Source organism: Arthrobacter sp. NPDC055585 (assembly GCF_053619115.1).
The window spans coordinates 112,167-129,768 of sequence record NZ_JBSHIT010000010.1 but is presented as its reverse complement, the minus strand read 5'-3'; the positions used below and the strand labels follow the sequence as shown (position 1 = coordinate 129,768).

Annotated in this window: 18 protein-coding genes and 2 tRNA genes; 14 read left to right on the top strand and 6 right to left on the bottom strand. The window is 64.2% G+C overall.

The features are described from left to right. The first annotated feature begins 58 nt into the window (after positions 1 to 58). Positions 59 to 958, top strand: coding sequence for an acyl-CoA thioesterase (locus ACWGQ2_RS16155; protein ID WP_452019066.1), 900 nt, complete (start codon positions 59 to 61; stop codon positions 956 to 958). Between the two features lie 219 nt (positions 959 to 1,177). Here ACWGQ2_RS16155 and ettA read toward each other — a convergent pair whose 3' ends face one another. From ettA to ACWGQ2_RS16135, 4 genes are all read right to left on the bottom strand, one after another. Then, on the bottom strand, positions 1,178 to 2,860 hold the full coding sequence (gene ettA / locus ACWGQ2_RS16150) for an energy-dependent translational throttle protein EttA (RefSeq protein ID WP_452019064.1): 1,683 nt from the start codon (positions 2,858 to 2,860) through the stop codon (positions 1,178 to 1,180). Between the two features lie 133 nt (positions 2,861 to 2,993). Beyond that, positions 2,994 to 3,461: a DUF6993 domain-containing protein gene (locus tag ACWGQ2_RS16145; protein ID WP_452019062.1), complete on the bottom strand. Its 468-nt coding sequence runs from the start codon at positions 3,459 to 3,461 to the stop codon at positions 2,994 to 2,996. 166 nt (positions 3,462 to 3,627) lie between these two features. After that, a complete protein-coding gene (gene ssb, locus ACWGQ2_RS16140) occupies positions 3,628 to 4,227 on the bottom strand; it encodes a single-stranded DNA-binding protein (protein WP_452019060.1) in 600 nt (199 codons plus the stop codon). A gap of 230 nt (positions 4,228 to 4,457) precedes the next feature. After that, a tRNA-Arg gene (locus tag ACWGQ2_RS16135) sits at positions 4,458 to 4,530 on the bottom strand. Positions 4,531 to 4,742: 212 nt separating this feature from the next. On the opposite strand from ACWGQ2_RS16135, the gene ACWGQ2_RS16130 reads away from it, so the two are divergent. From ACWGQ2_RS16130 to ACWGQ2_RS16100, 7 genes are all read left to right on the top strand, one after another. Continuing rightward, the gene (locus tag ACWGQ2_RS16130) at positions 4,743 to 5,573 is read left to right on the top strand and encodes a DUF4397 domain-containing protein (RefSeq protein WP_452019058.1); all 831 of its coding nucleotides are present in this window, start codon (positions 4,743 to 4,745) and stop codon (positions 5,571 to 5,573) included. Between the two features lie 126 nt (positions 5,574 to 5,699). Further along, positions 5,700 to 6,380, top strand: coding sequence for a class F sortase (locus ACWGQ2_RS16125; RefSeq protein ID WP_452019056.1), 681 nt, complete (start codon positions 5,700 to 5,702; stop codon positions 6,378 to 6,380). Between the two features lie 68 nt (positions 6,381 to 6,448). After that, on the top strand, positions 6,449 to 7,018 hold the full coding sequence (locus ACWGQ2_RS16120; protein WP_452019054.1) for an RNA polymerase sigma factor: 570 nt from the start codon (positions 6,449 to 6,451) through the stop codon (positions 7,016 to 7,018). Further along, on the top strand, positions 6,999 to 7,757 hold the full coding sequence (locus tag ACWGQ2_RS16115) for an anti-sigma factor domain-containing protein (protein WP_452019052.1): 759 nt from the start codon (positions 6,999 to 7,001) through the stop codon (positions 7,755 to 7,757). The genes ACWGQ2_RS16120 and ACWGQ2_RS16115 overlap by 20 nt, the downstream gene beginning before the upstream one ends. Beyond that, the gene (locus tag ACWGQ2_RS16110) at positions 7,754 to 8,512 is read left to right on the top strand and encodes a M50 family metallopeptidase (protein WP_452019050.1); all 759 of its coding nucleotides are present in this window, start codon (positions 7,754 to 7,756) and stop codon (positions 8,510 to 8,512) included. The genes ACWGQ2_RS16115 and ACWGQ2_RS16110 overlap by 4 nt, the downstream gene beginning before the upstream one ends. Positions 8,513 to 8,694: 182 nt before the next feature. Beyond that, positions 8,695 to 9,327, top strand: a complete 633-nt coding sequence (locus ACWGQ2_RS16105) for a hypothetical protein (protein ID WP_452019048.1) — start codon at positions 8,695 to 8,697, stop codon at positions 9,325 to 9,327. After that, positions 9,314 to 10,471: a DUF222 domain-containing protein gene (locus ACWGQ2_RS16100; protein ID WP_452019046.1), complete on the top strand. Its 1,158-nt coding sequence runs from the start codon at positions 9,314 to 9,316 to the stop codon at positions 10,469 to 10,471. Before ACWGQ2_RS16105 ends, ACWGQ2_RS16100 begins: the two co-directional genes overlap by 14 nt. A 117-nt stretch (positions 10,472 to 10,588) precedes the next feature. Here ACWGQ2_RS16100 and ACWGQ2_RS16095 read toward each other — a convergent pair whose 3' ends face one another. Further along, positions 10,589 to 11,086 carry a DUF3224 domain-containing protein gene (locus ACWGQ2_RS16095; protein WP_452019044.1) on the bottom strand — a complete coding sequence of 166 codons (498 nt, stop codon included), beginning with the start codon at positions 11,084 to 11,086 and terminating at the stop codon, positions 10,589 to 10,591. Between the two features lie 121 nt (positions 11,087 to 11,207). On the opposite strand from ACWGQ2_RS16095, the gene ACWGQ2_RS16090 reads away from it, so the two are divergent. Continuing rightward, positions 11,208 to 12,467: a glycosyltransferase family 87 protein gene (locus ACWGQ2_RS16090; protein WP_452019042.1), complete on the top strand. Its 1,260-nt coding sequence runs from the start codon at positions 11,208 to 11,210 to the stop codon at positions 12,465 to 12,467. Here ACWGQ2_RS16090 and mptB read toward each other — a convergent pair. Then, positions 12,430 to 13,968: a polyprenol phosphomannose-dependent alpha 1,6 mannosyltransferase MptB gene (gene mptB / locus ACWGQ2_RS16085; RefSeq protein WP_452019040.1), complete on the bottom strand. Its 1,539-nt coding sequence runs from the start codon at positions 13,966 to 13,968 to the stop codon at positions 12,430 to 12,432. The genes ACWGQ2_RS16090 and mptB overlap by 38 nt on opposite strands. A 279-nt stretch (positions 13,969 to 14,247) precedes the next feature. Between mptB and ACWGQ2_RS16080 the strand changes: the two genes are divergently transcribed. The 5 genes from ACWGQ2_RS16080 (at position 14,248) to ACWGQ2_RS16060 (ending at position 17,586) form a co-directional block, all read left to right on the top strand. After that, positions 14,248 to 14,817 carry a hypothetical protein gene (locus ACWGQ2_RS16080; protein WP_452019038.1) on the top strand — a complete coding sequence of 190 codons (570 nt, stop codon included), beginning with the start codon at positions 14,248 to 14,250 and terminating at the stop codon, positions 14,815 to 14,817. A 39-nt stretch (positions 14,818 to 14,856) separates the two neighbouring features. Then, complete coding sequence (gene orn, locus ACWGQ2_RS16075) at positions 14,857 to 15,474, top strand: oligoribonuclease (RefSeq protein ID WP_452019036.1); 618 nt, start codon at positions 14,857 to 14,859, stop codon at positions 15,472 to 15,474. 144 nt (positions 15,475 to 15,618) lie between these two features. Further along, positions 15,619 to 15,691, top strand: a tRNA-His gene (locus tag ACWGQ2_RS16070). A gap of 138 nt (positions 15,692 to 15,829) precedes the next feature. Next, positions 15,830 to 17,017: an acyl-CoA dehydrogenase family protein gene (locus tag ACWGQ2_RS16065; RefSeq protein ID WP_452019034.1), complete on the top strand. Its 1,188-nt coding sequence runs from the start codon at positions 15,830 to 15,832 to the stop codon at positions 17,015 to 17,017. Beyond that, complete coding sequence (locus ACWGQ2_RS16060; protein WP_452019032.1) at positions 17,014 to 17,586, top strand: peptide deformylase; 573 nt, start codon at positions 17,014 to 17,016, stop codon at positions 17,584 to 17,586. Before ACWGQ2_RS16065 ends, ACWGQ2_RS16060 begins: the two co-directional genes overlap by 4 nt. The last annotated feature ends 16 nt before the right edge of the window (positions 17,587 to 17,602 follow it).

Sequence of the window (17,602 nt, the reverse complement as noted above, 5' to 3'; positions counted from 1 at the left end):
CCCGCGGTTCGCTGCGGGTCAGGTTTTATGGATACCGCCCGCTAGGAGACAGACCCACATGGCACCAGCCGAAGACTTTGACCCAACCGCAGCCCTGATTGATCTGCTTGATCTCAGTGATGCAGGAGGGGCGAAAACCGACGAAGACATCTTCGTTGGCGGGTCACAGCACGAACCGCGGAAGAGGGTTTTTGGCGGTCAGGTGCTCGGCCAGTCCCTGGTGGCAGCAGCCCGGACGGTTTCCCCGGACCGGCTGATGCATTCGATGCACGGCTATTTCCTGCGGCCGGGCGACTCAGACCTGCCGATCACTTTCAGTGTGGAGCGTCTCCGCGACGGCCGTTCGTTTTCTGCACGGCGGACGCATGCCTACCAGAACGGCGTGCCGATCCTGTCCCTGATTGCCTCCTTCCAGGTGCCTGATGAAGGACTCGATCACCAGACGCCCATGCCCGAAGGCATTCCGGATCCTGAGTCGCTTCCGACCACTGCCGAACTGCTCTCCGGGTTCGACCATCCGGTGGCGAAGGCCTGGTCCTACTACCGGCCCATGGATATCCGCCATGTGGCCAAGCCCGTCTATTTTGAGGCAGATCCGGAACGCAGCGCCCGCAACGCGGTATGGATGAAGACCTTCGGCCCCATGCCCGAAGATCAGAACCTGCACCGCGCCGCCCTGGCCTACGCCACTGACTACACCATCCTGGAGCCTGTGCTGCGCCGGCACGGCATCTCCTGGGCCACGCCGGGCATGTCCGTGGCCAGCCTGGACCACGCCATGTGGTGGCACCGGCCGCTGCGCGTGGATGAGTGGCTGCTGTATGTGCAGGAATCCCCCAGTGCCTCAGGTGCCCGGGGGCTGTCCTCGGGACGGATCTTCAACCGCGGCGGCGAGCTGGTCGCTACCATCGCGCAGGAAGGCATGCTCCGCCTGCCGGACTATTCCACTGCCGGGTAGCCGGGCTGCGGCCGCCCACGTTGTGCCCGCACTGCTGCGGCCTGCCGCGGAGGCACGAATCGATCCGATAGAACACGAAAGCGCCCTGCCTGATGGCAGGGCGCTTTCGTTGTGCCCGGGAGCCGGGCAGGCTATGCCGGGCCCGCTTTGCCGGGCCCGGCAGCATGGCTGCGGGGCCCCGGCAAAGTCACGGCCGGCAGCTTAGTCGCGGCCGGCAGCTTAGTCGCGGGTCAGGCGGCGGTGCGTGACGCGGTGCGGCTTGGCGGCGTCGGCGCCCAGGCGCTCAACCTTGTTCTGCTCGTAGGCTTCAAAGTTGCCTTCGAACCAGTACCAGTTTGCCGGGTCCTCGTCGGTGCCTTCCCACGCAAGGATGTGCGTGGCCACACGGTCCAGGAACCACCGGTCGTGCGACACCACGACGGCGCAGCCGGGGAATTCCAGCAGCGCGTTTTCCAGGCTGGAAAGGGTTTCGACGTCGAGGTCGTTAGTGGGCTCATCGAGCAGCAGCAGGTTTCCGCCCTGCTTCAGGGTCATGGCCAGGTTCAGGCGGTTACGCTCACCACCGGAGAGCACACCTGCCTTCTTCTGCTGGTCCGGGCCCTTGAAACCAAACGCTGAGACGTAGGCACGGGACGGCATCTCAACCTGTCCAACCTGGATGAAATCGTGACCGTCGGAAACGACTTCCCAGAGCGTCTTGTTGGGGTCAATGCCGCCGCGGGACTGGTCGACGTAGGAGATCTTGACGGACTCGCCGATCTTCAGGTCACCGCCGTCCAGCGGCTCCAGGCCCACGATGGTCTTGAACAGCGTGGACTTGCCGACGCCGTTCGGGCCGATGACGCCTACGATTCCGTTGCGGGGAAGCGAGAAGGACAGGCCGTCGATCAGCTTGCGGTCGCCGAAGCCCTTCTCCAGTCCCTTGGCTTCCAGCACCAGGGAGCCGAGCCGCGGTCCCGGCGGGATCTGGATTTCTTCGAAGTCCAGCTTCCGGGTGCGCTCCGCTTCTGCCGCCATTTCCTCATAGCGGGCCAGACGGGCCTTGGACTTTGTCTGGCGGCCCTTCGCGTTTGAACGAACCCAGTCGAGTTCGTCCGCAAGGCGCTTGGCCAGCTTCTGGTCCTTCTTGCCCTGGACTTCCAGGCGGGCCCGCTTCTTCTCGAGGTACGTCGAGTAGTTGCCCTCATACGGATAGAGGTGTCCGCGGTCCACTTCGGCAATCCATTCGGCCACGTGGTCGAGGAAGTACCGGTCGTGGGTCACGGCGAGGACTGCACCGTGGTACGAGGAGAGGTGCTGTTCCAGCCACAGGACGCTCTCGGCGTCGAGGTGGTTGGTGGGCTCATCGAGCAGCAGCAGGTCCGGCTTCTGCAGCAGCAGCTTGCAGAGGGCCACCCGGCGGCGCTCACCGCCGGAGAGAACGGTGACATCGGCGTCCGGCGGCGGGCAGCGCAGCGCGTCCATCGCCTGCTCGAGCTGGGAATCGATATCCCAGGCGTCAGCGGCGTCGATGGCTTCCTGCAGCTTGCCCATCTCTTCAAGAAGCGAATCGAAGTCAGCGTCCGGCTGGGCCATTTCTTCGGAGATCTCGTTGAAACGCTGGATCTTCGCGTAGATCTCACCCACGCCTTCCTGGACGTTGCCCAGGACGGTTTTCTCTTCGTTCAGGGGCGGCTCCTGCAGGAGGATGCCGACCGTGTAGCCGGGGCTGAGCCGGGCCTCGCCGTTGGACGGGGTATCCAGACCAGCCATGATCTTCAGGATGGTGGACTTACCCGCACCGTTAGGCCCCACCACGCCGATCTTGGCGCCGGGGTAGAAGGACATACTTACGTCGTCGAGGATAACCTTGTCGCCAACGGCCTTACGGGCCTTGGTCATTGTGTAGATAAATTCCGCCATGATCTCAGGCTAGTGCGTCGAGACCACTAAGTGCCATTTTGCGCACTCTGCATCGACAGGCTGTTTTGTGCAGCCCGGCACTTCGGCACAGATCCGGGCCAACCCGCCGCTTCGGCATGAACCGGGCCGGGTCCTACCGGTCGTCCCCGAGCAGGCACTGTCCGTTCGCGAGCGCCGGCGCAGTGGTCAGTGCCAGTTTCCCGTCCCTGATCTCCCCGATTAGGCAGTCCGTTCCCTCCGGAGCAGCGGAGATGATCGAGTCCACGGCGAGACCGGTCGGTGTGCCGTCCTGGGACACTTCAACCGCCTCCGGACTGAAGCCAGCACTGGCCCAGGCTCCGCGGATGTCTTCCCGGGAAGGTGCTGGATTAGCGGCCAGCAGGTCTGACAACGCCGTCTGAACGGCCCGGCGGGAGTCGGACAGCGCTGGTTCCGAGCTTCCCGAGGGGGCCGCGGCGCTCGTATCCGGGGAGCCGGGCGCCGCCGGTGCTGGTTCAGCCTCAGTGCCGGTACACGCTGACAACGCCAGCATCAGGACAGCCGGTACGGCGAGCGCTGCCAACCGCCGTCGGCGGGAGGTGCTCAAGTGCTCTGCTGCCATCACCCTGACATTCTGCCATGCCCCCTTGCCGTTGCTGCGCTGGCCGTTCCCTAAGAACGGCTCGTCGTCCCCGATCAGCAGTACGGCTCGTCGTCCCCGATCAGCTCAGGGCTGCCCGGCCGGGTGCCCTTAGCCCGGTTGCGTCACCGTCTTGCACCGGCCGGGCTCAGTAGGCTGCAGGCTCGGGTTCCGTCTGCGGGCTGTCGGCGAATCCGCCTTCCAGGTCCGCCATCCCGCCGTCCGCCATCCCGCCGCTGCTGGTGAAATCTCCCGTTGAGCCCAGCAGCTCACCGGTTTCAGGGTCGACATCCGATCCGATCATCCCGACTCCGTCCTCCAAACCGTGCCCCTGAGCGGACCCCGGCACACTGCCGGCCTCCTGGACACCCTGCAGGGAAGCCTTTTCCGCAATGCTGCGGCGGAAGTTTGCGGTACCCCACATGAGGTCGTGCCCAACGGCATCGGCGTCGATGTCCACAGAAGTGCCGCTGCGCCCGCTGTCCGTGGCCCACTGGCGGACCCTGAGCCGGCCGGTAACGATCACCCTGTCTCCTTTGTGGATGCTTGCGCCGGCATTCGTAGCGAGCTGGCGGAACATTGAAATGGAATACCAGTTGGTGTGTCCGTCGAGCCACAGGCCTGTTTCCCTGTCGAACCGCCTTTCCGTGGTGCACATCCGGAACCCGGCGACTGCCAGCCCGCTGTCCGCTGTGTTGGTCCGGACTTCCGTTGCAACAAATCCCCGGAGGGTGATGGTGTCATTCATTGCTCTGCCCCTTCTCCTTGACGTTCCCACCCGGCGGTTGGCCGGTCCTGCCAGTCTGTTCGGAAGCGGCCGGATGTGGTTCAACGTCTCTGAGGGGCGTGGACAGAATTCTCCAAAGCTGCCGGACTGGGCGGGTTGTGGAGGAGAAGAGGATGAGGAGGCAGGAGCTCGGGTCCGGACAGCGATGAAGCCTCCAAGGCGCAGAACCGCTTTGGAGGCTTCATGAGTTGTGCCCCCGGCGCGACTCGAACGCGCAACCTACGGATTAGAAGGCCGTTGCTCTATCCATTGAGCTACGGGGGCAGACCAATCGATGATACTACGCAGGCGGCACGGTCCCGGGCAGCGAAACGGCCTCCCCGGGGCTGCAAAGGCTGCCCGGGAACGGACCCGAAAAACTTTTCAGAAATTTCTCATACTTCTGCATCCAAACCTGCAGCCCCGTGAGTAAAGGAGGTGTAGGCCACAAAGAGCCAGGGGCAGAGCACCCGGCACAGAAACCATAAGGAGAAGCCATGCGCAGGACCACCACCCTTTTTGCAGCAGCAGGACTGGCAGCAGCCGCATCACTGGCAGCAGCACCCGCAGCTATGGCAGCGGATGAGGCCCAGCTCTCCGTTTTCCACGGCGTCCCCGACACGACTGTGGATGTGTACGTCAACGGTGAACTGACCCTTGATGACTTCACCCCCGGCAGCATGGCCGGACCGCTCTCACTCCCTGCGGGCAGCTATGAGCTTGCCATCACGGCGCCGGATGCCGCAGATGCCTCGGCACCGATTATCGGCCCGGTTACCGCGGAACTGACCGCAGGCGGGAACTTTACGGCAGTAGCCAATCTCTCTGCCGACGGAACTCCGACTGCTAACCTCTACACCAATGACATGTCCACGATCGAGGCCGGCAAGGCAGACCTGACCGTCCGCCACGTGGCCGCTGCTCCGGCAGTCGACGTGCTCGCCAACGGCGCCCCGGTGATTTCCAACCTCGTCAACCCTGAGGAGAAGACCCTCACGGTAGACGCAGGCACCATCTCCGCCTCCGTCGCAGCGGCGGGAACGACTGACCCGGTAATTGGCCCGGCAGATCTGACCCTGCCCGAAGGCGTGCACACCATCGTCTACGCGTGGGGTTCCCTCGAGGCCGGAAACCTGGCTCTTGCTACCCAGACCGTCGAGGGCATGGAAAGCGCTCCGAATGCAGTTCCCGGTGCGCTGCCCGCAGCCCAGGACAACAACGCCGGCATCATGCTTGCTGCTGCCGGCGGCCTGACGCTGATGGCGCTGGCCGGCACCGCAGTGGTGGCCCGCCGCCGCAGCACCGTGGAAGCCACCTCCGCAGAGTAATCCGCGGGCGTGCAGCGCCCTTGCAACACTGAAGGTGCGGTGCAGCCGGCGAAACGGCTGCGCTGCACCTTCTTCCTTCCCCACCATCATCTAAGAACGACGAGAACGACTGAAAGGTCTCCTGACATGCACCAGACCGGACGCTCACGCAGACACCTGGCGGCTGCCCTGCTGGCGGCCGGCGCACTTGCCCTGGGTTCCTGTGCCTCCGTCCCGGCCGCCTCGGAACCGGCAGCCAGCGAGTCGACGGCCATGGCCGGGCAGACACAGCAGCAGTCCCCCGGCACCGCACCTGTGTTGCCTCCGGAAAGCACGGCAAACATCCCCATCCGGCAGGCAACGCCTGAAGCGTCTGCGGCAGTCCCCGCTCCCGTCCGGGTCCAGGTGGAAGGCACAGGCATCGATCTGGAAGTTGTTCCCGTCGGCGTCGAGGACAACGGTGCCATGGCCATTCCCAACAACCACGTCCAGGCGGGCTGGTACGAGTACGGCCCGGCCCCGGGTGCGGACTCCGGGTCTTCCGTGCTGGCCGCGCACGTGGACTCGCAGACAGAAGTTCTGCCTATTGCCGGACTCAAGAACGTCGCCCCCGGCACCCGTGTCACGGTCACACGCGAGGACGGATCACAGGTCGCGTATGAGACCCGGCAGGTGGAGAACATCGCCAAGCGGTCCCTGGACGGACACCGCCTCTTTGACCGGACGGGAGACCACGTGCTCAAGCTGGTCACCTGCGGTGGAAAGTGGCTCGACACGGAGAACGACTATGAAGATAACGTTGTGCTCACGGCAACACCGGTATCATAGGGAAAATCCGCACGCGCATGTACTCCCGAGCGGCTCCTACACAGGTCAACGGCAGGAGATTTTCCCCGATGTCATCCGGTGCCCCCGAGCGGGACGACGGGCTGGACCAGGCTTTTGCCGCAGGTGAGGAAGCAGCACTCGCCGAAGCCTACCGCCGCTTCGCCCCGCTGGTCCGCACCATGTCCCTGCGCCGCCTTGTTGACGCCGGCGCGGCGGACGACGCCGTGCAGGAAGTGTTCATTCGGGCCTGGAGGTACCGGGAGACCTACTCCCCCGAACGGTCAACGCTCGCCGCGTGGCTGGTGGGGATTGCCCGCAACGTTGCCTCCACGATGACCTCCTCGAGGCTCCGTGAAGACGACGTCATGGAAGGCGCCGCCGCTGCCAGTGAGCGAACTGCCGCCGGCGGACCTGACCCGGAAGGGGTCGCCGACAAGGTGGTCTTGGATGCCGAGCTCACCCGGCTGGGTGAACCGCAGCACTCCATACTGCGGCTGGCTTTCCACGAAGACCTGACCCACCAGCAGATATCCGAACGGCTCAGCCTGCCGCTCGGAACCGTCAAAAGCCACATTCGCCGGGGACTTAGTCAACTGCGGCAACGATTGGAGGTAAGCGATGCAGCACCTGCACGATGATGCATTGGCCCTCCTGGCCCTGGGCGAGGAGCCCACCGCCGAAGAGTCCGCCCACCTTGAGAACTGCGACCAGTGCCGGATCGAAGTCAGCGCTTACGGAAGGGTGGTCAGAGCCGGCCGCAGCACCGCTCCTTCCGGCTCCGTGCCTCCCCCAGCTGTCTGGGCCAATATCCACGACGCGCTGGGCCTTGACCCGTCCCTCAGCCGGGACCCGCTGGAAGACCAGCAGGCGCCTTCCGGCGACGAGGCACAGGCCGGTACGGCGCCTGCCGGAGCGGCACGCCCAGTCTCGCTGGCAGAGGAACGACGACGCCGCCGCGGGACTAAGTGGCTCGCCGCCGCAGCAGCGGCGGCAGTAGTTGCCGGAGCCGCGACCTGGGGCGTGGTTCAGAGCCTCACCCCCAAGTCTGAAGTGCTTGCCTCCATCCCACTGGATCCTCTTCCTTCCTACAGCGACGAGGGCACGGCGACCGTTGATCTGCTGCCCGACGGCGAACGCGAACTCGTGATCACCTCCAGCAGCAGTGATGCTGAGGGTTACCGGGAAGTCTGGCTGATCTCCCCCGACATCACCTCCATGGTGAGCCTGGGCGAGATGGACGGCACCGAGGCACGGCTCAAGATTCCGGATGGTCTCGACCTGAGCGCCTACCCGATTGTGGACATCTCCGATGAACCTCTGGACGGCAACCCGGAGCATTCCGGCAAGTCGATCCTGCGCGGCCAGCTCGAGCTTTGACCTGGGCTGCAGACTTCTGGGACAGGGTCACTGCGGGATTCTTCCGGGCTGAAGGGCTCCAGGCGCAGCCTTGGCTGCTGGCCGCCGTCGTCGTCGTTGCCGTGCTGCTTTCGGTCCCCGCACGGACCTGGCGCTGGTTCGGGCTTTATGTCACTTTTGTCCACGAACTCGGCCACGCGTTTGCCGCACTGACCGCCGGCCACCGGATTGCGGGCATAGAGCTGCGGTTCGATCATTCCGGCCAGATGCGAAGCCTTGGCCGGAGCGGGTTTGGGGCCGTGTGGTCCGGGTTCTGGGGCTATCCCGTTCCCGCGCTGACAGGCTTGGTCTTGATCTGGGCTGCTCAGGCGGGCTGGGCGCCTGCCGCTCTTTCTGTCGGAGTGCTGGTCCTGCTGGCGGCGCTGGTCTTTATCCGCAATCTTCAGGGCGCTGCGATAGCGCTGGGATGTGCCGGTGCGGCGGTGCTTCTGCTCTGGTTCGTTCCGGCTGCCTTCGCCTCGTTCGCCATTGCGTCTTTGGGAATCGCGCTTATCGTTGGTGCGGTGCGCGACTGGCTGAATGTACTCAGTGTTCATACCCGGAGGCGCAGCGCCCTGCAGTCATCAGACGCCTGGATCCTGGCCCAGCGCACGAAGGTACCCTCCGGCGTCTGGCTGGTGCTGTTCGCCTTGGTCATTTACAGCAGTGCTGCCGCCGCGGCATGGCTGTTGTATTCGGTCTCGGGTTTGCCCGCGGTGGCGGGGCTGGGTTCCTAGTCCTGGGCGGTGCTGTGCATGTAGTCCTGCAGCCCTCACCCCGGGTGCGCGTCCCGGTCCGATGGTTCCCGTAACCGTCGGCTCCGTATCCGCAAAAAGCGGGTAAATCACCCGTAATTCGTGGTTCTGAAAAGGGCTGGTTATGGCCTCGAAATGTCAGAGGCGGCTGAAAGAGTTGGGGTATGAACCGCTCCTCGGGCACACCTTTTTCCCGGTCAGCTGAGTTTTCCCGGTCAGCTGACCGGGAACGGAGCGCCGTGTTCTGTGCCGATCCGGCGCATGTGGATGACACCGCGGTGACGTCGCTGCCGGAGGGGTTAGCTGGCAGGTTGTCGTTCGGTGGTGCCGAGTCTCTGGGCTACGGGGAGACTGTTTCTGCTTTACAGCGCCTTGGCATGCTGATCTCCTGGGCGCAGGCACAGCAGGCACATGTTGCAGCACGGTTGGAGGTGCTTTTTGCCCGGGACATTGCCGATGCATCGGGCCGTGAAGAACCTGCCCTTGCCCTGAGTCTCGCGGCTGCTGAAGCGTCAACTGTCCTGAACATTCCGCACATGACGGCGATGCAGCTGATCAGTGAATCCTCCCGGCTGTGTGCTGATGCTCCGGAGACCCTTGCCCGCTTGGCTGAGGGAAAGATCGGTCTCCAGCATGCCCGGATCATCCTCGAAGAGACCCACAACCTCCCCACGGAGGTCCTTGAGGTTCCGGATACGGAAGTGCGCGACGATGGCCGGGCTGAGGCAGGCACCGCCGCAAAGCACTCTGCCGGGGATCCGGGTCAGCTGGATCTCGGGCTCGATGGAGAACGGTGATGGCGCCGAGGACGGAGCTGGTGACGGAGGTGAGGCCGGATGTGAGGGTGGAGGACCGGGACCGGCTGACAACGGGGCAGCGTCGGCAGGCGGAGCCGGAACCGATGATGTCCTGGCCGGTGCCGAGGTGCTCAGTGTTCGTGGCGCGTTCGAGCGTGATCTGCTCACGGAGGCGGAGGGCAGGACTGCTGCGGGGTTTGGCCGCCGTGCCCGCAGACTTCGGGAGTCCCGGTTTCCGGATCTGATTCCGGTCCGTCACCGGCAGGCGAAGGACAAACGCAGAGTGTACCTCCAGCCGCTGCCTGACGGTATGTCCTGCCTCAGTGCGATCATCGCTGCTGAGAAGGGCCAGGCCATGTTCGCTGCCCTCACCGGTGCAGCCAAAGCCGGCAAACATGCCGGAGACCCCCGCACTATCGACCAGCTCCGCGCCGACACTCTTACCGCCCTCCTCCTCGAAGGCGAACCCACCACGGACACCGCAAACGATACTGGTACAGCCGGACAAAAAACCACCGACCGCAAAGCCGCTGCGAACAGGGAATCGAAGCGTCCGCGGCGGGCGGAACGGCACCGCAACCAGAACCGGTCACAGGTCCGCACCGAGGTCATGGTCCTGATCAACGCTGACACCCTCGCCGGCATCGACGAGAACCCCGCTGAACTCAACGGCTACGGACCCATCAGCCCAGATGCAGCACGGGCCATGATCCTCGAGGCACTGCACTGGACACCCCTGCTCCAAGACCCCAGCACCGGTGAAATCCTGAACGTCGGACGAACACGCCGGATCCCCGCCGGACTCAAACGCTGGCTCCAAGCACGGGACGGAACCTGCAGATTCCCCGGCTGCTCAGTAACCGTCACCCACGCGGAGATCGACCACACCAAACCCTTCTTCCACGGCGGACCAACCGACCACACGAACCTGGAACACCTCTGCCCCAAACACCACCGCTTCAAAACCCTCGGCCACTGGAAAGCACGCCAACCACAGCCCGGAACCATCGAATGGGACTCACCCACCGGGCGCACTTATAGAACAAAATCGGCCTTGGAATACCTCCCAGGCCGAATAGGGTCGCGGCCTTCAACCCGCTCCGGGAAGGACGCCCAGGCGGAGGATGACCCACCGCCATTCTAGTAAGCAGGTGGGCCTGAAAGCCGGAGAGGTGTGCAGGACTGTACGCGGACCTCCCCGCAGGCACCGATAGAAAAAGCCAGCCCACCCGATCAGTGGAACCGCAGCACCGCCAAGCTGCTAGCGCGCGTCCGCGGAGTGACCGTCCACGGAGTGTCCGTCCACGGACTCATGAGCCAGGTTCGCGTGCGCATCCGGCTCAGCCGGAGGAAGCGGGAAAGACACACGCAGCTCCAGACGGTGCTGACCGTCTTCAGTCTGCGAAAAGATGGCTTTGCCGGAGATACCGGCAAGACCGCCGGTACCGGAACCGGGAATGATATGGCCGGATGAGGCCGTGGCCTCCCCTTCGGCAAGACCCCAGTGCTGGATAATCATGGTGCCTTCACGACCCTCGACACTGCCGGCAAAAACATCGCTGCCCACATACCCGGCGCCAGTCGCGTTCCCCGCCAAAAGCAGGTCGGAGACGCTGGTACCTGTAATGGGCCCTTCGAAGATCTTCACCGCCCGCACCGTGGACAGTTCGCTGTTGGTTCCCTCTACTACATAAGGAGTTGGTTCCCAGGAGGAAACTTCAAAATCCGCAGTGATCGAGTGCTCTGTTCCGTCGCCCATGCCTACAGTATTCCGTGTTCGGCGACCGATTGCATGCCGGACTTGCGCCGCAGGTACCCTTGTCGCTGGGGTGCGGCGGCCTGCGCACCCGAAAACCCGCTGCTAAGGAGTGCCACCCCGCATGTCGTCCACACCGGTTGCCGCCGAACCCAGCTACATGCGACCCAGGGTCCTGTGGCTGACATTTGCAGGGGTACATCTTCTCTTTTTCGGACTGCTGTCCCCCCTGATCTTCACCGGTGAGGTACTCAGCGACATCCAGTTCTACCGCCAGTGGGCATTCGAAGGCCTGCAGGACGGACAGTGGCAGGGCATCACCACGGACTGGGTCTATCCCATCGGTGCACTGGCACCCATGCTGCTGGCCGCGGTCTTTGGGTATGGGCCCTACCAGTTCGCCTGGTTCCTGATCTTCACGGGACTCAACGCCGCAGCCCTGGCTGTCCTCACGCGCGAAAAGACCCGCCAGCGCTGCATTGCGGCCTACTGGTGGATGGGCATTACGGCACTGCTCGGTCCGGTTGCCGTCGGACGCATTGACGGACTCACCGTACCGCTGGTGATCATCGGGCTGCTGTGGCTGGCCAACCGCCCCGTAATCGCTTCGCTGCTGCTGTCCGCAGCCACCTGGATCAAGGTCTGGCCCGCAGCGGTCATCCTCGCGGTCCTGGCCGTTTCCAAACGCCGCCTCACGCTCCTGGTCACAGGCGCTGCCTTCTCGGCCGCCGTCGCCCTCCTGGTTACAGCCGCAGGAGGGGTGCGGCACCTGCTGAGCTTCGTGGGCGCTCAGGGCGACCGCGGAATGCAGCTCGAAGCACCGTTCACTACACCCGGACTCTGGCAGGCCATCCTGGGCCGGTCCGATGCACACATCTTCGAAGACACGGTGATCAATACGCGCGAGGTGCGCGGAGCCCTGGGTGAACCGGTGGCCGCGCTGATGACACCGCTGCTGGCGGTAGCCGCAGTCGCCGTCGTCGTGCTGCTGCTCTGGGCACTGCGCCGCGGTGCCGACGCCGGCGCGCTCCTGGCCGCCGGATCGCTGGCCCTTGTCTCTGCCTTCATCGTGTTCAACAAGGTCGGCTCGCCGCAATTTATGCTGTGGCTCGGCGCAGTGGTTGCCGTCGGAGTGGCCTGGGAAGGACGTGCCTGGCGCGTACCTGCGGCCATGATGGTCGCCGTCGCCGCCCTGACCACTCTGGTCTACCCGATGTTCTACGAAGCCCTGTACAACGACCTGAACATCGGCGTTGCCCTGCTGCTGACCGTGCGAAACCTGCTCCTTATGGCGCTGCTGGCCTGGTCCCTTGGCAAGATCACGGCCCTGGCCCGGGCCGGACGCCTCAGCGAATCCGAAGTTCGCCCGGAGCCGGCTCCGTAAGCTTCTTGCGGAAGAGCACCTTGGTCTTCGGATCAAGGAAGATCAGGTAGAGAGCGAAGGCGACGGCGGTGACCGCGGCGATCTGCCGGGCGGCGCTGAGGCTGAACTCGAAGTACGGCCAAATATCCAGCTGGTCGCTGATTGCGTAAACCATAAAGAAGGACACGAACAGGTAGAGCGTCTTTACCTGCCAGTCGTTGCGGATGCCGGTGACGGCGAACAGCGGAATCAGCCACACCACGTACCAGGACTGGATCATGGGCGCCAGCATGACGATCGCTGCGAAAGCCAGTGCCAGGCGCCGTACCAGGCGTGAGTAGTCCCCCACGAACATCAGCCACGCCACAACCGCGAGGGAAGCCAGCCGGCCTAGCGTGTGGACGATGTCGGCGAAGGACCAGCCGGGCAGTCCGAGCGAATTGCCCAGCGTAGCCACGACCAGCCCCAGGAAGCCCACCGGGGCGTACCAGATCCAGACACTGCCGGGAGTGCTCAGCGCGCCTACCCAGCCGAAGCCGAGGCCATTGACGACGCCAAGGATGGCCAGCAGGCCAAGCGAAATGGCAGCGGTCATAAACCAGTACAGGAACTTCCGCGGCCAGGACGCTCCCTTGCCCGCCCACATCAGGGCGATAAAGGGCAGGAAAATCAGTGTGATGGGCTTGATGCCCACGGACAGGGTAACCAGCACGATGCCCAGGACACCGCGTTTGGTGGCTGCGTAGTACAGGCCTGCCAGAGCCAGTCCGATCATCAGCGCATCATTGTGGATACTGGCAATGAAGTTGGTGAGGAACAGCGGATTCGCGGCGGTGAGCCAGAGCGCCCGGTTGGGGTTGATCCCGTGCAATTCGGCGAGCTTGGGCACGTAGTAGATGCACATCGCCACACCGATGAGGGCGATCAGGCGGAAGAGCAGGATCGAGAACTCGGTCTGGCCGCCGGTAATCCGCACCACGATTTCCTCCAGCCAGAGGAAGATGGGTCCGTACGGAGTGGGACTCTGCGCCCAGAGGTCGTCCGCTCCCAGCTGGAGGTAGTTGGAAATCTGGGAATAACCGTCCTTGTACGGATTAAGTCCGCTGACCATCACCAGGCCCTGCGCAATATAGGCGAAGACATCGCGGCTGAACAGCGGCAGCGTAAGGCACATCGGCCCGCCCCAGGCAAGGATCGCCTTGAGCACATATGGACGGGACTGCGGTCCCCAGTCCCCGATCCGCTGTCCGAAGCGGAGCCAGGAACGGACCAGCAGCATGCCGCCGACGGCAAGGAGGAAGACTGAGATCACCGCGCCGACGGGCTCGAACCTCAGCCACATAATGAACTCGATACGCCGCAGTTCGGTGGAGGACAACGAGAGCCAGCCGACCCCAAGGGATCCGGCAAGCATCATCATGGAGCCGACGAAACCATGGATGATCGCAACGTTCGGGTTGTCGGTTTTCGTGCTCTCCTGGTCGGGAGACGAAGGCTCGGTCGCAGGGACCTGGGCGGTCATCGTTGGTCGTTCCAATCTCTGGTTCGTGCGGCGGTCCCAGCGAACGGGCACCAGGTTCGAAAGCAAGTGCCTCCATGGGCATGCGCAGTGCACACCCTCAGCGAATCCGCCCAGTGCAACTGCCCGTCATCGGGTCCGGCTTGGGCGGGTTCGTCAGGCCAAATATTAGCATCGAGACATGGGCGCACCTCGGGACCCGGCGGCGCGCTGCACCGGCTCTGCGGTGCGGCTCACATAGACTGGAGCGGTTGGGTCGGACGAGGCAAGGCGGTATGGGCTGTGGGGCGCCACCGGGCAGAACCAAAAGGCAGGCGGCGCGGCCAGCGCGCCGAAAAGCGGACGGCAGGTTCGCCGCGCAGCTCGGAGCTGCTGGGCTGGGGCATTTTCATCTCAGGCACCACCGCGGCTTGCCTGCTGTGGGCCGAGGTAACCGTTTCCATGGCGGCCGGCTTCTCTGGGCTGCTCCTGGCGGCTTTCACTGCCGCCTGGTATGCGTCGAGGGGCACTGCACCGCAGCCGCACACTACGCCCGCCGCCAATGAGCTGAAATTCCCCAAAACACCGGAAGCCTTCAAAGCAGCCGAGCCCGCCAAGACCCCGGTCGACGCAAAAAAGGTCCCGGACAGCCCGCTGCCGGCCGTTCCGCTGGCACCCGGCGCGGCCAGGGATTTCCTCAGCACTCCGGTTCCCGGCCCCTCCGGACAGGCGAGCCGCTGGACCCGCACCTTCGGACCTCCGGATACCGGGTCGCTGCCGCTGCAGCCGTATGTGCCTGGTTCACACCAGCCGGTAAAGACCGCAGATTCCGAACAGCATGACCGGCGGCAGCGGAGTCACTCCAGCCTGTAGAGCCGACGGTGCTGCGCGTGTGCGGGGTACATTTGTCTCGTGCCAATAACTAACGAACGCATTGTCTGGATCGATTGCGAAATGACCGGGCTGGATATCAGCGCCGATGCCCTGATTGAGGTCGCGGTCCTGGTCACGGACTCAGAACTGAACATCCTCGGTGACGGCGTCGACGTCGTCATCAAGCCCGACGACGCCGCCCTGGAGCAGATGGGCGACTTCGTCCGTCAGATGCACACCACGTCCAAGCTTCTCGATGAGCTTCCCGGCGGCATGACCCTGGCCGAAGCCGAGGCCGAAGTGATCGAGTACATCACCAAGTGGGTGCCCGAGCCGAAGAAGGCCCAGCTGGCCGGCAATTCAGTGGGTACGGACAGAATGTTCCTGGCCCGGGACATGCCGGAAGTCATCGACTACCTGCACTACCGGATCATCGACGTCTCCACCATCAAGGAACTCGCCCGCCGCTGGTACCCGCGCGCATACTTCCAGGCGCCGGCGAAGAACGGCGGCCACCGCGCCCTGGGCGACATCCAGGACTCCATCAACGAGCTGCGCTATTACCGTGCCGCCGTCTTCGTTCCGGAGCCCGGACCCGATTCGGCGCAGGCAAAAAAGATTGCTGCGCAGATCAGCGGCACATCCGCCGGCAGTTAGCTGCATCACATTTTGGGCCCTGAGGCGCTCTTGTGTCAGAAGCAGTCCAAAAACCGTGTAAGCTTGTATCCGCTGCCTCAGATAAATGAGTTTGCAAAGACCACTCGCCTGGACTTTGGAAATGAATAAATCTGAGTGCACATGGTGGGTATAGCTCAGTTGGCAGAGCGCCTGGTTGTGGTCCAGGAGGTCGCGGGTTCAACCCCCGTTACTCACCCGGAAGAGGCTGGTTCCCAGCTTCACAAAGGCCGCCTCGGATATTTCCGGGGCGGCCTTTTACGTATCCGCTTTGACTGCCCCCTCATGGGCAGCTGCACCGCAAACGCCGGCAGGCTAGAACTAAGGAGGCGCCGCGTTGGAACGCACGCTTTTCGAGGAAGACCACGAGCTGTTCCGCGACTTGGCACGCGAGTTCAACACGCGGGAAGTTGCACCCGGGTATCCGGAGTGGGAAGCCGACCATATGATGCCGCGCCGCCTGTGGAAGGCTGCCGGCGAGCAAGGTCTGCTGGGCCTGGCCGTACCGGAGGAATTCGGCGGAGCAGGGATGCCCGACTACCGCTACCGCGTGGTCCTGGACGAGGAGTTCGCCCGGGCCAACCACCTCGCCGTGGGGCTGGCCTTCCACCTCCACGACGACATGGTCCTCCCCCACCTGCTCGCCTACGGCTCCGATGACCTGAAGGAACGCTGGCTGCCGCAGATGGTCAGCGGAGACAAGGTGACTTCCGTTGCCTGGACCGAACCGGGAGCAGGCAGTGACCTGCGCGGGATCCGCACCAAGGCAGTCCGCACCGCAGACGGCGACTGGCTGCTCAACGGCCAGAAGACCTTCATCGGCAACGGCATCAGCGGCGACGCGTCCCTGGTCCTTGCCCGGACCGACGGCGGCACCGGCCGCGGCGGCGCCCGCTCCTTCAGCATGTTCATGGTTGAGAAGACAGCTGGATACTCCACCGGCCGCCAGCTGGACAAAATGGGGCTCAAGGCCTCGGACACTGCCGAGCTGTTCTTCGATGACGTCCTCGTCCCGGCGGGGAACCTGGTGGGTGAAGAAGGCCGCGGCCTTGAGTACGCCGCCGGTCAGCTGCCGCAGGGCCGCCTGGGCATCGCCGTCGCGTCCTCGGCCGTGGCGCGGACCATCTACGAGGCCACTGCCGCCTACACCGCTGAGCGCGGCGCCTTCGGCGCCAGAATCAGCGACTTTCAGAACACCCGCTTTGAACTCGCGGACATCCTCACCGAAGTCGAAGTCACGGAGTCCTACGTGGATTCGGCAGTGCAGGCTTTCAACGCCGGATCCCTGGACGCGGTCTCGGCTGCGAAGGCCAAACTCTGGGCCAGTGAACGCGCGAAGTCCGTGACCGACCGGTGCCTGCAGCTGCACGGCGGCTACGGTTACATTCTTGAGTACCCGGTGGCCCAGGCCTTCCTGGCGGCGCGGCTGCTGACGATCTTCGGTGGAACCTCGGAGATCATGCGCGACCTCATTGGCCGCAGCATCACTTCACCCGCTCCCCAGCACGGAAAGCAGAACCCATGACCGTCCGCCCAATCGTCATCTACGGTGAACCGGTGCTGCACCGCCGGGCCGCTGAAGTTGCTGAATTCGACGACGATCTGCGCACCCTCGTCGCGGACATGTACGAAACCATGGACGTCGCGAACGGCGTGGGCCTTGCCGCGCCGCAGATTGGCGTAGGCCTGCGGATCTTCACCTTTGATTTTGCGAACGACGACGACGCACCGGACCGCGGCGTCGTCGTCAATCCGGTGCTGCTCACCTCAAAGGTGCCCGGCTCCGCGCCCGACCCGGATGAGGAAGTCGAAGGCTGCCTGTCCGTGCCCGGAGAGAACTTTCCACTCACCCGGGCGGAATGGGCAAGGATTACCGGTTTCGACGAGAACGGTGCCCCGGTCCAGTTTGAGGCGACGGGCTGGTTCGCCCGGGTGCTCCAGCACGAATACGACCACCTTGACGGCAAACTCTATGTGGACCGGCTCAATGAGCGCTGGGGACGCAAGGCGCGGAAGGTCCTCAAGGCCAACGGCTGGAACGTTCCGGGGCTGTCCTGGATGCCGGGAGTGGATCCGGATCCGTTCGGCCACTAGGGGCATACAGCTGCAG

Excerpts from the sequence above, each read along its gene's own strand:
- ACWGQ2_RS16155 (WP_452019066.1), top strand. The coding sequence starts at position 59 with ATGGCACCAGCCGAAGACTTTGACCCAACCGCAGCCCTGATTGATCTG.
- ettA (WP_452019064.1), bottom strand. The coding sequence starts at position 2,860 with ATGGCGGAATTTATCTACACAATGACCAAGGCCCGTAAGGCCGTTGGC.
- ACWGQ2_RS16145 (WP_452019062.1), bottom strand. The coding sequence starts at position 3,461 with ATGGCAGCAGAGCACTTGAGCACCTCCCGCCGACGGCGGTTGGCAGCG.
- ssb (WP_452019060.1), bottom strand. The coding sequence starts at position 4,227 with ATGAATGACACCATCACCCTCCGGGGATTTGTTGCAACGGAAGTCCGG.
- ACWGQ2_RS16130 (WP_452019058.1), top strand. The coding sequence starts at position 4,743 with ATGCGCAGGACCACCACCCTTTTTGCAGCAGCAGGACTGGCAGCAGCC.
- ACWGQ2_RS16125 (WP_452019056.1), top strand. The coding sequence starts at position 5,700 with ATGCACCAGACCGGACGCTCACGCAGACACCTGGCGGCTGCCCTGCTG.
- ACWGQ2_RS16120 (WP_452019054.1), top strand. The coding sequence starts at position 6,449 with ATGTCATCCGGTGCCCCCGAGCGGGACGACGGGCTGGACCAGGCTTTT.
- ACWGQ2_RS16115 (WP_452019052.1), top strand. The coding sequence starts at position 6,999 with ATGCAGCACCTGCACGATGATGCATTGGCCCTCCTGGCCCTGGGCGAG.
- ACWGQ2_RS16105 (WP_452019048.1), top strand. The coding sequence starts at position 8,695 with ATGAACCGCTCCTCGGGCACACCTTTTTCCCGGTCAGCTGAGTTTTCC.
- ACWGQ2_RS16100 (WP_452019046.1), top strand. The coding sequence starts at position 9,314 with ATGGAGAACGGTGATGGCGCCGAGGACGGAGCTGGTGACGGAGGTGAG.
- ACWGQ2_RS16095 (WP_452019044.1), bottom strand. The coding sequence starts at position 11,086 with ATGGGCGACGGAACAGAGCACTCGATCACTGCGGATTTTGAAGTTTCC.
- ACWGQ2_RS16090 (WP_452019042.1), top strand. The coding sequence starts at position 11,208 with ATGTCGTCCACACCGGTTGCCGCCGAACCCAGCTACATGCGACCCAGG.
- mptB (WP_452019040.1), bottom strand. The coding sequence starts at position 13,968 with ATGACCGCCCAGGTCCCTGCGACCGAGCCTTCGTCTCCCGACCAGGAG.
- ACWGQ2_RS16060 (WP_452019032.1), top strand. The coding sequence starts at position 17,014 with ATGACCGTCCGCCCAATCGTCATCTACGGTGAACCGGTGCTGCACCGC.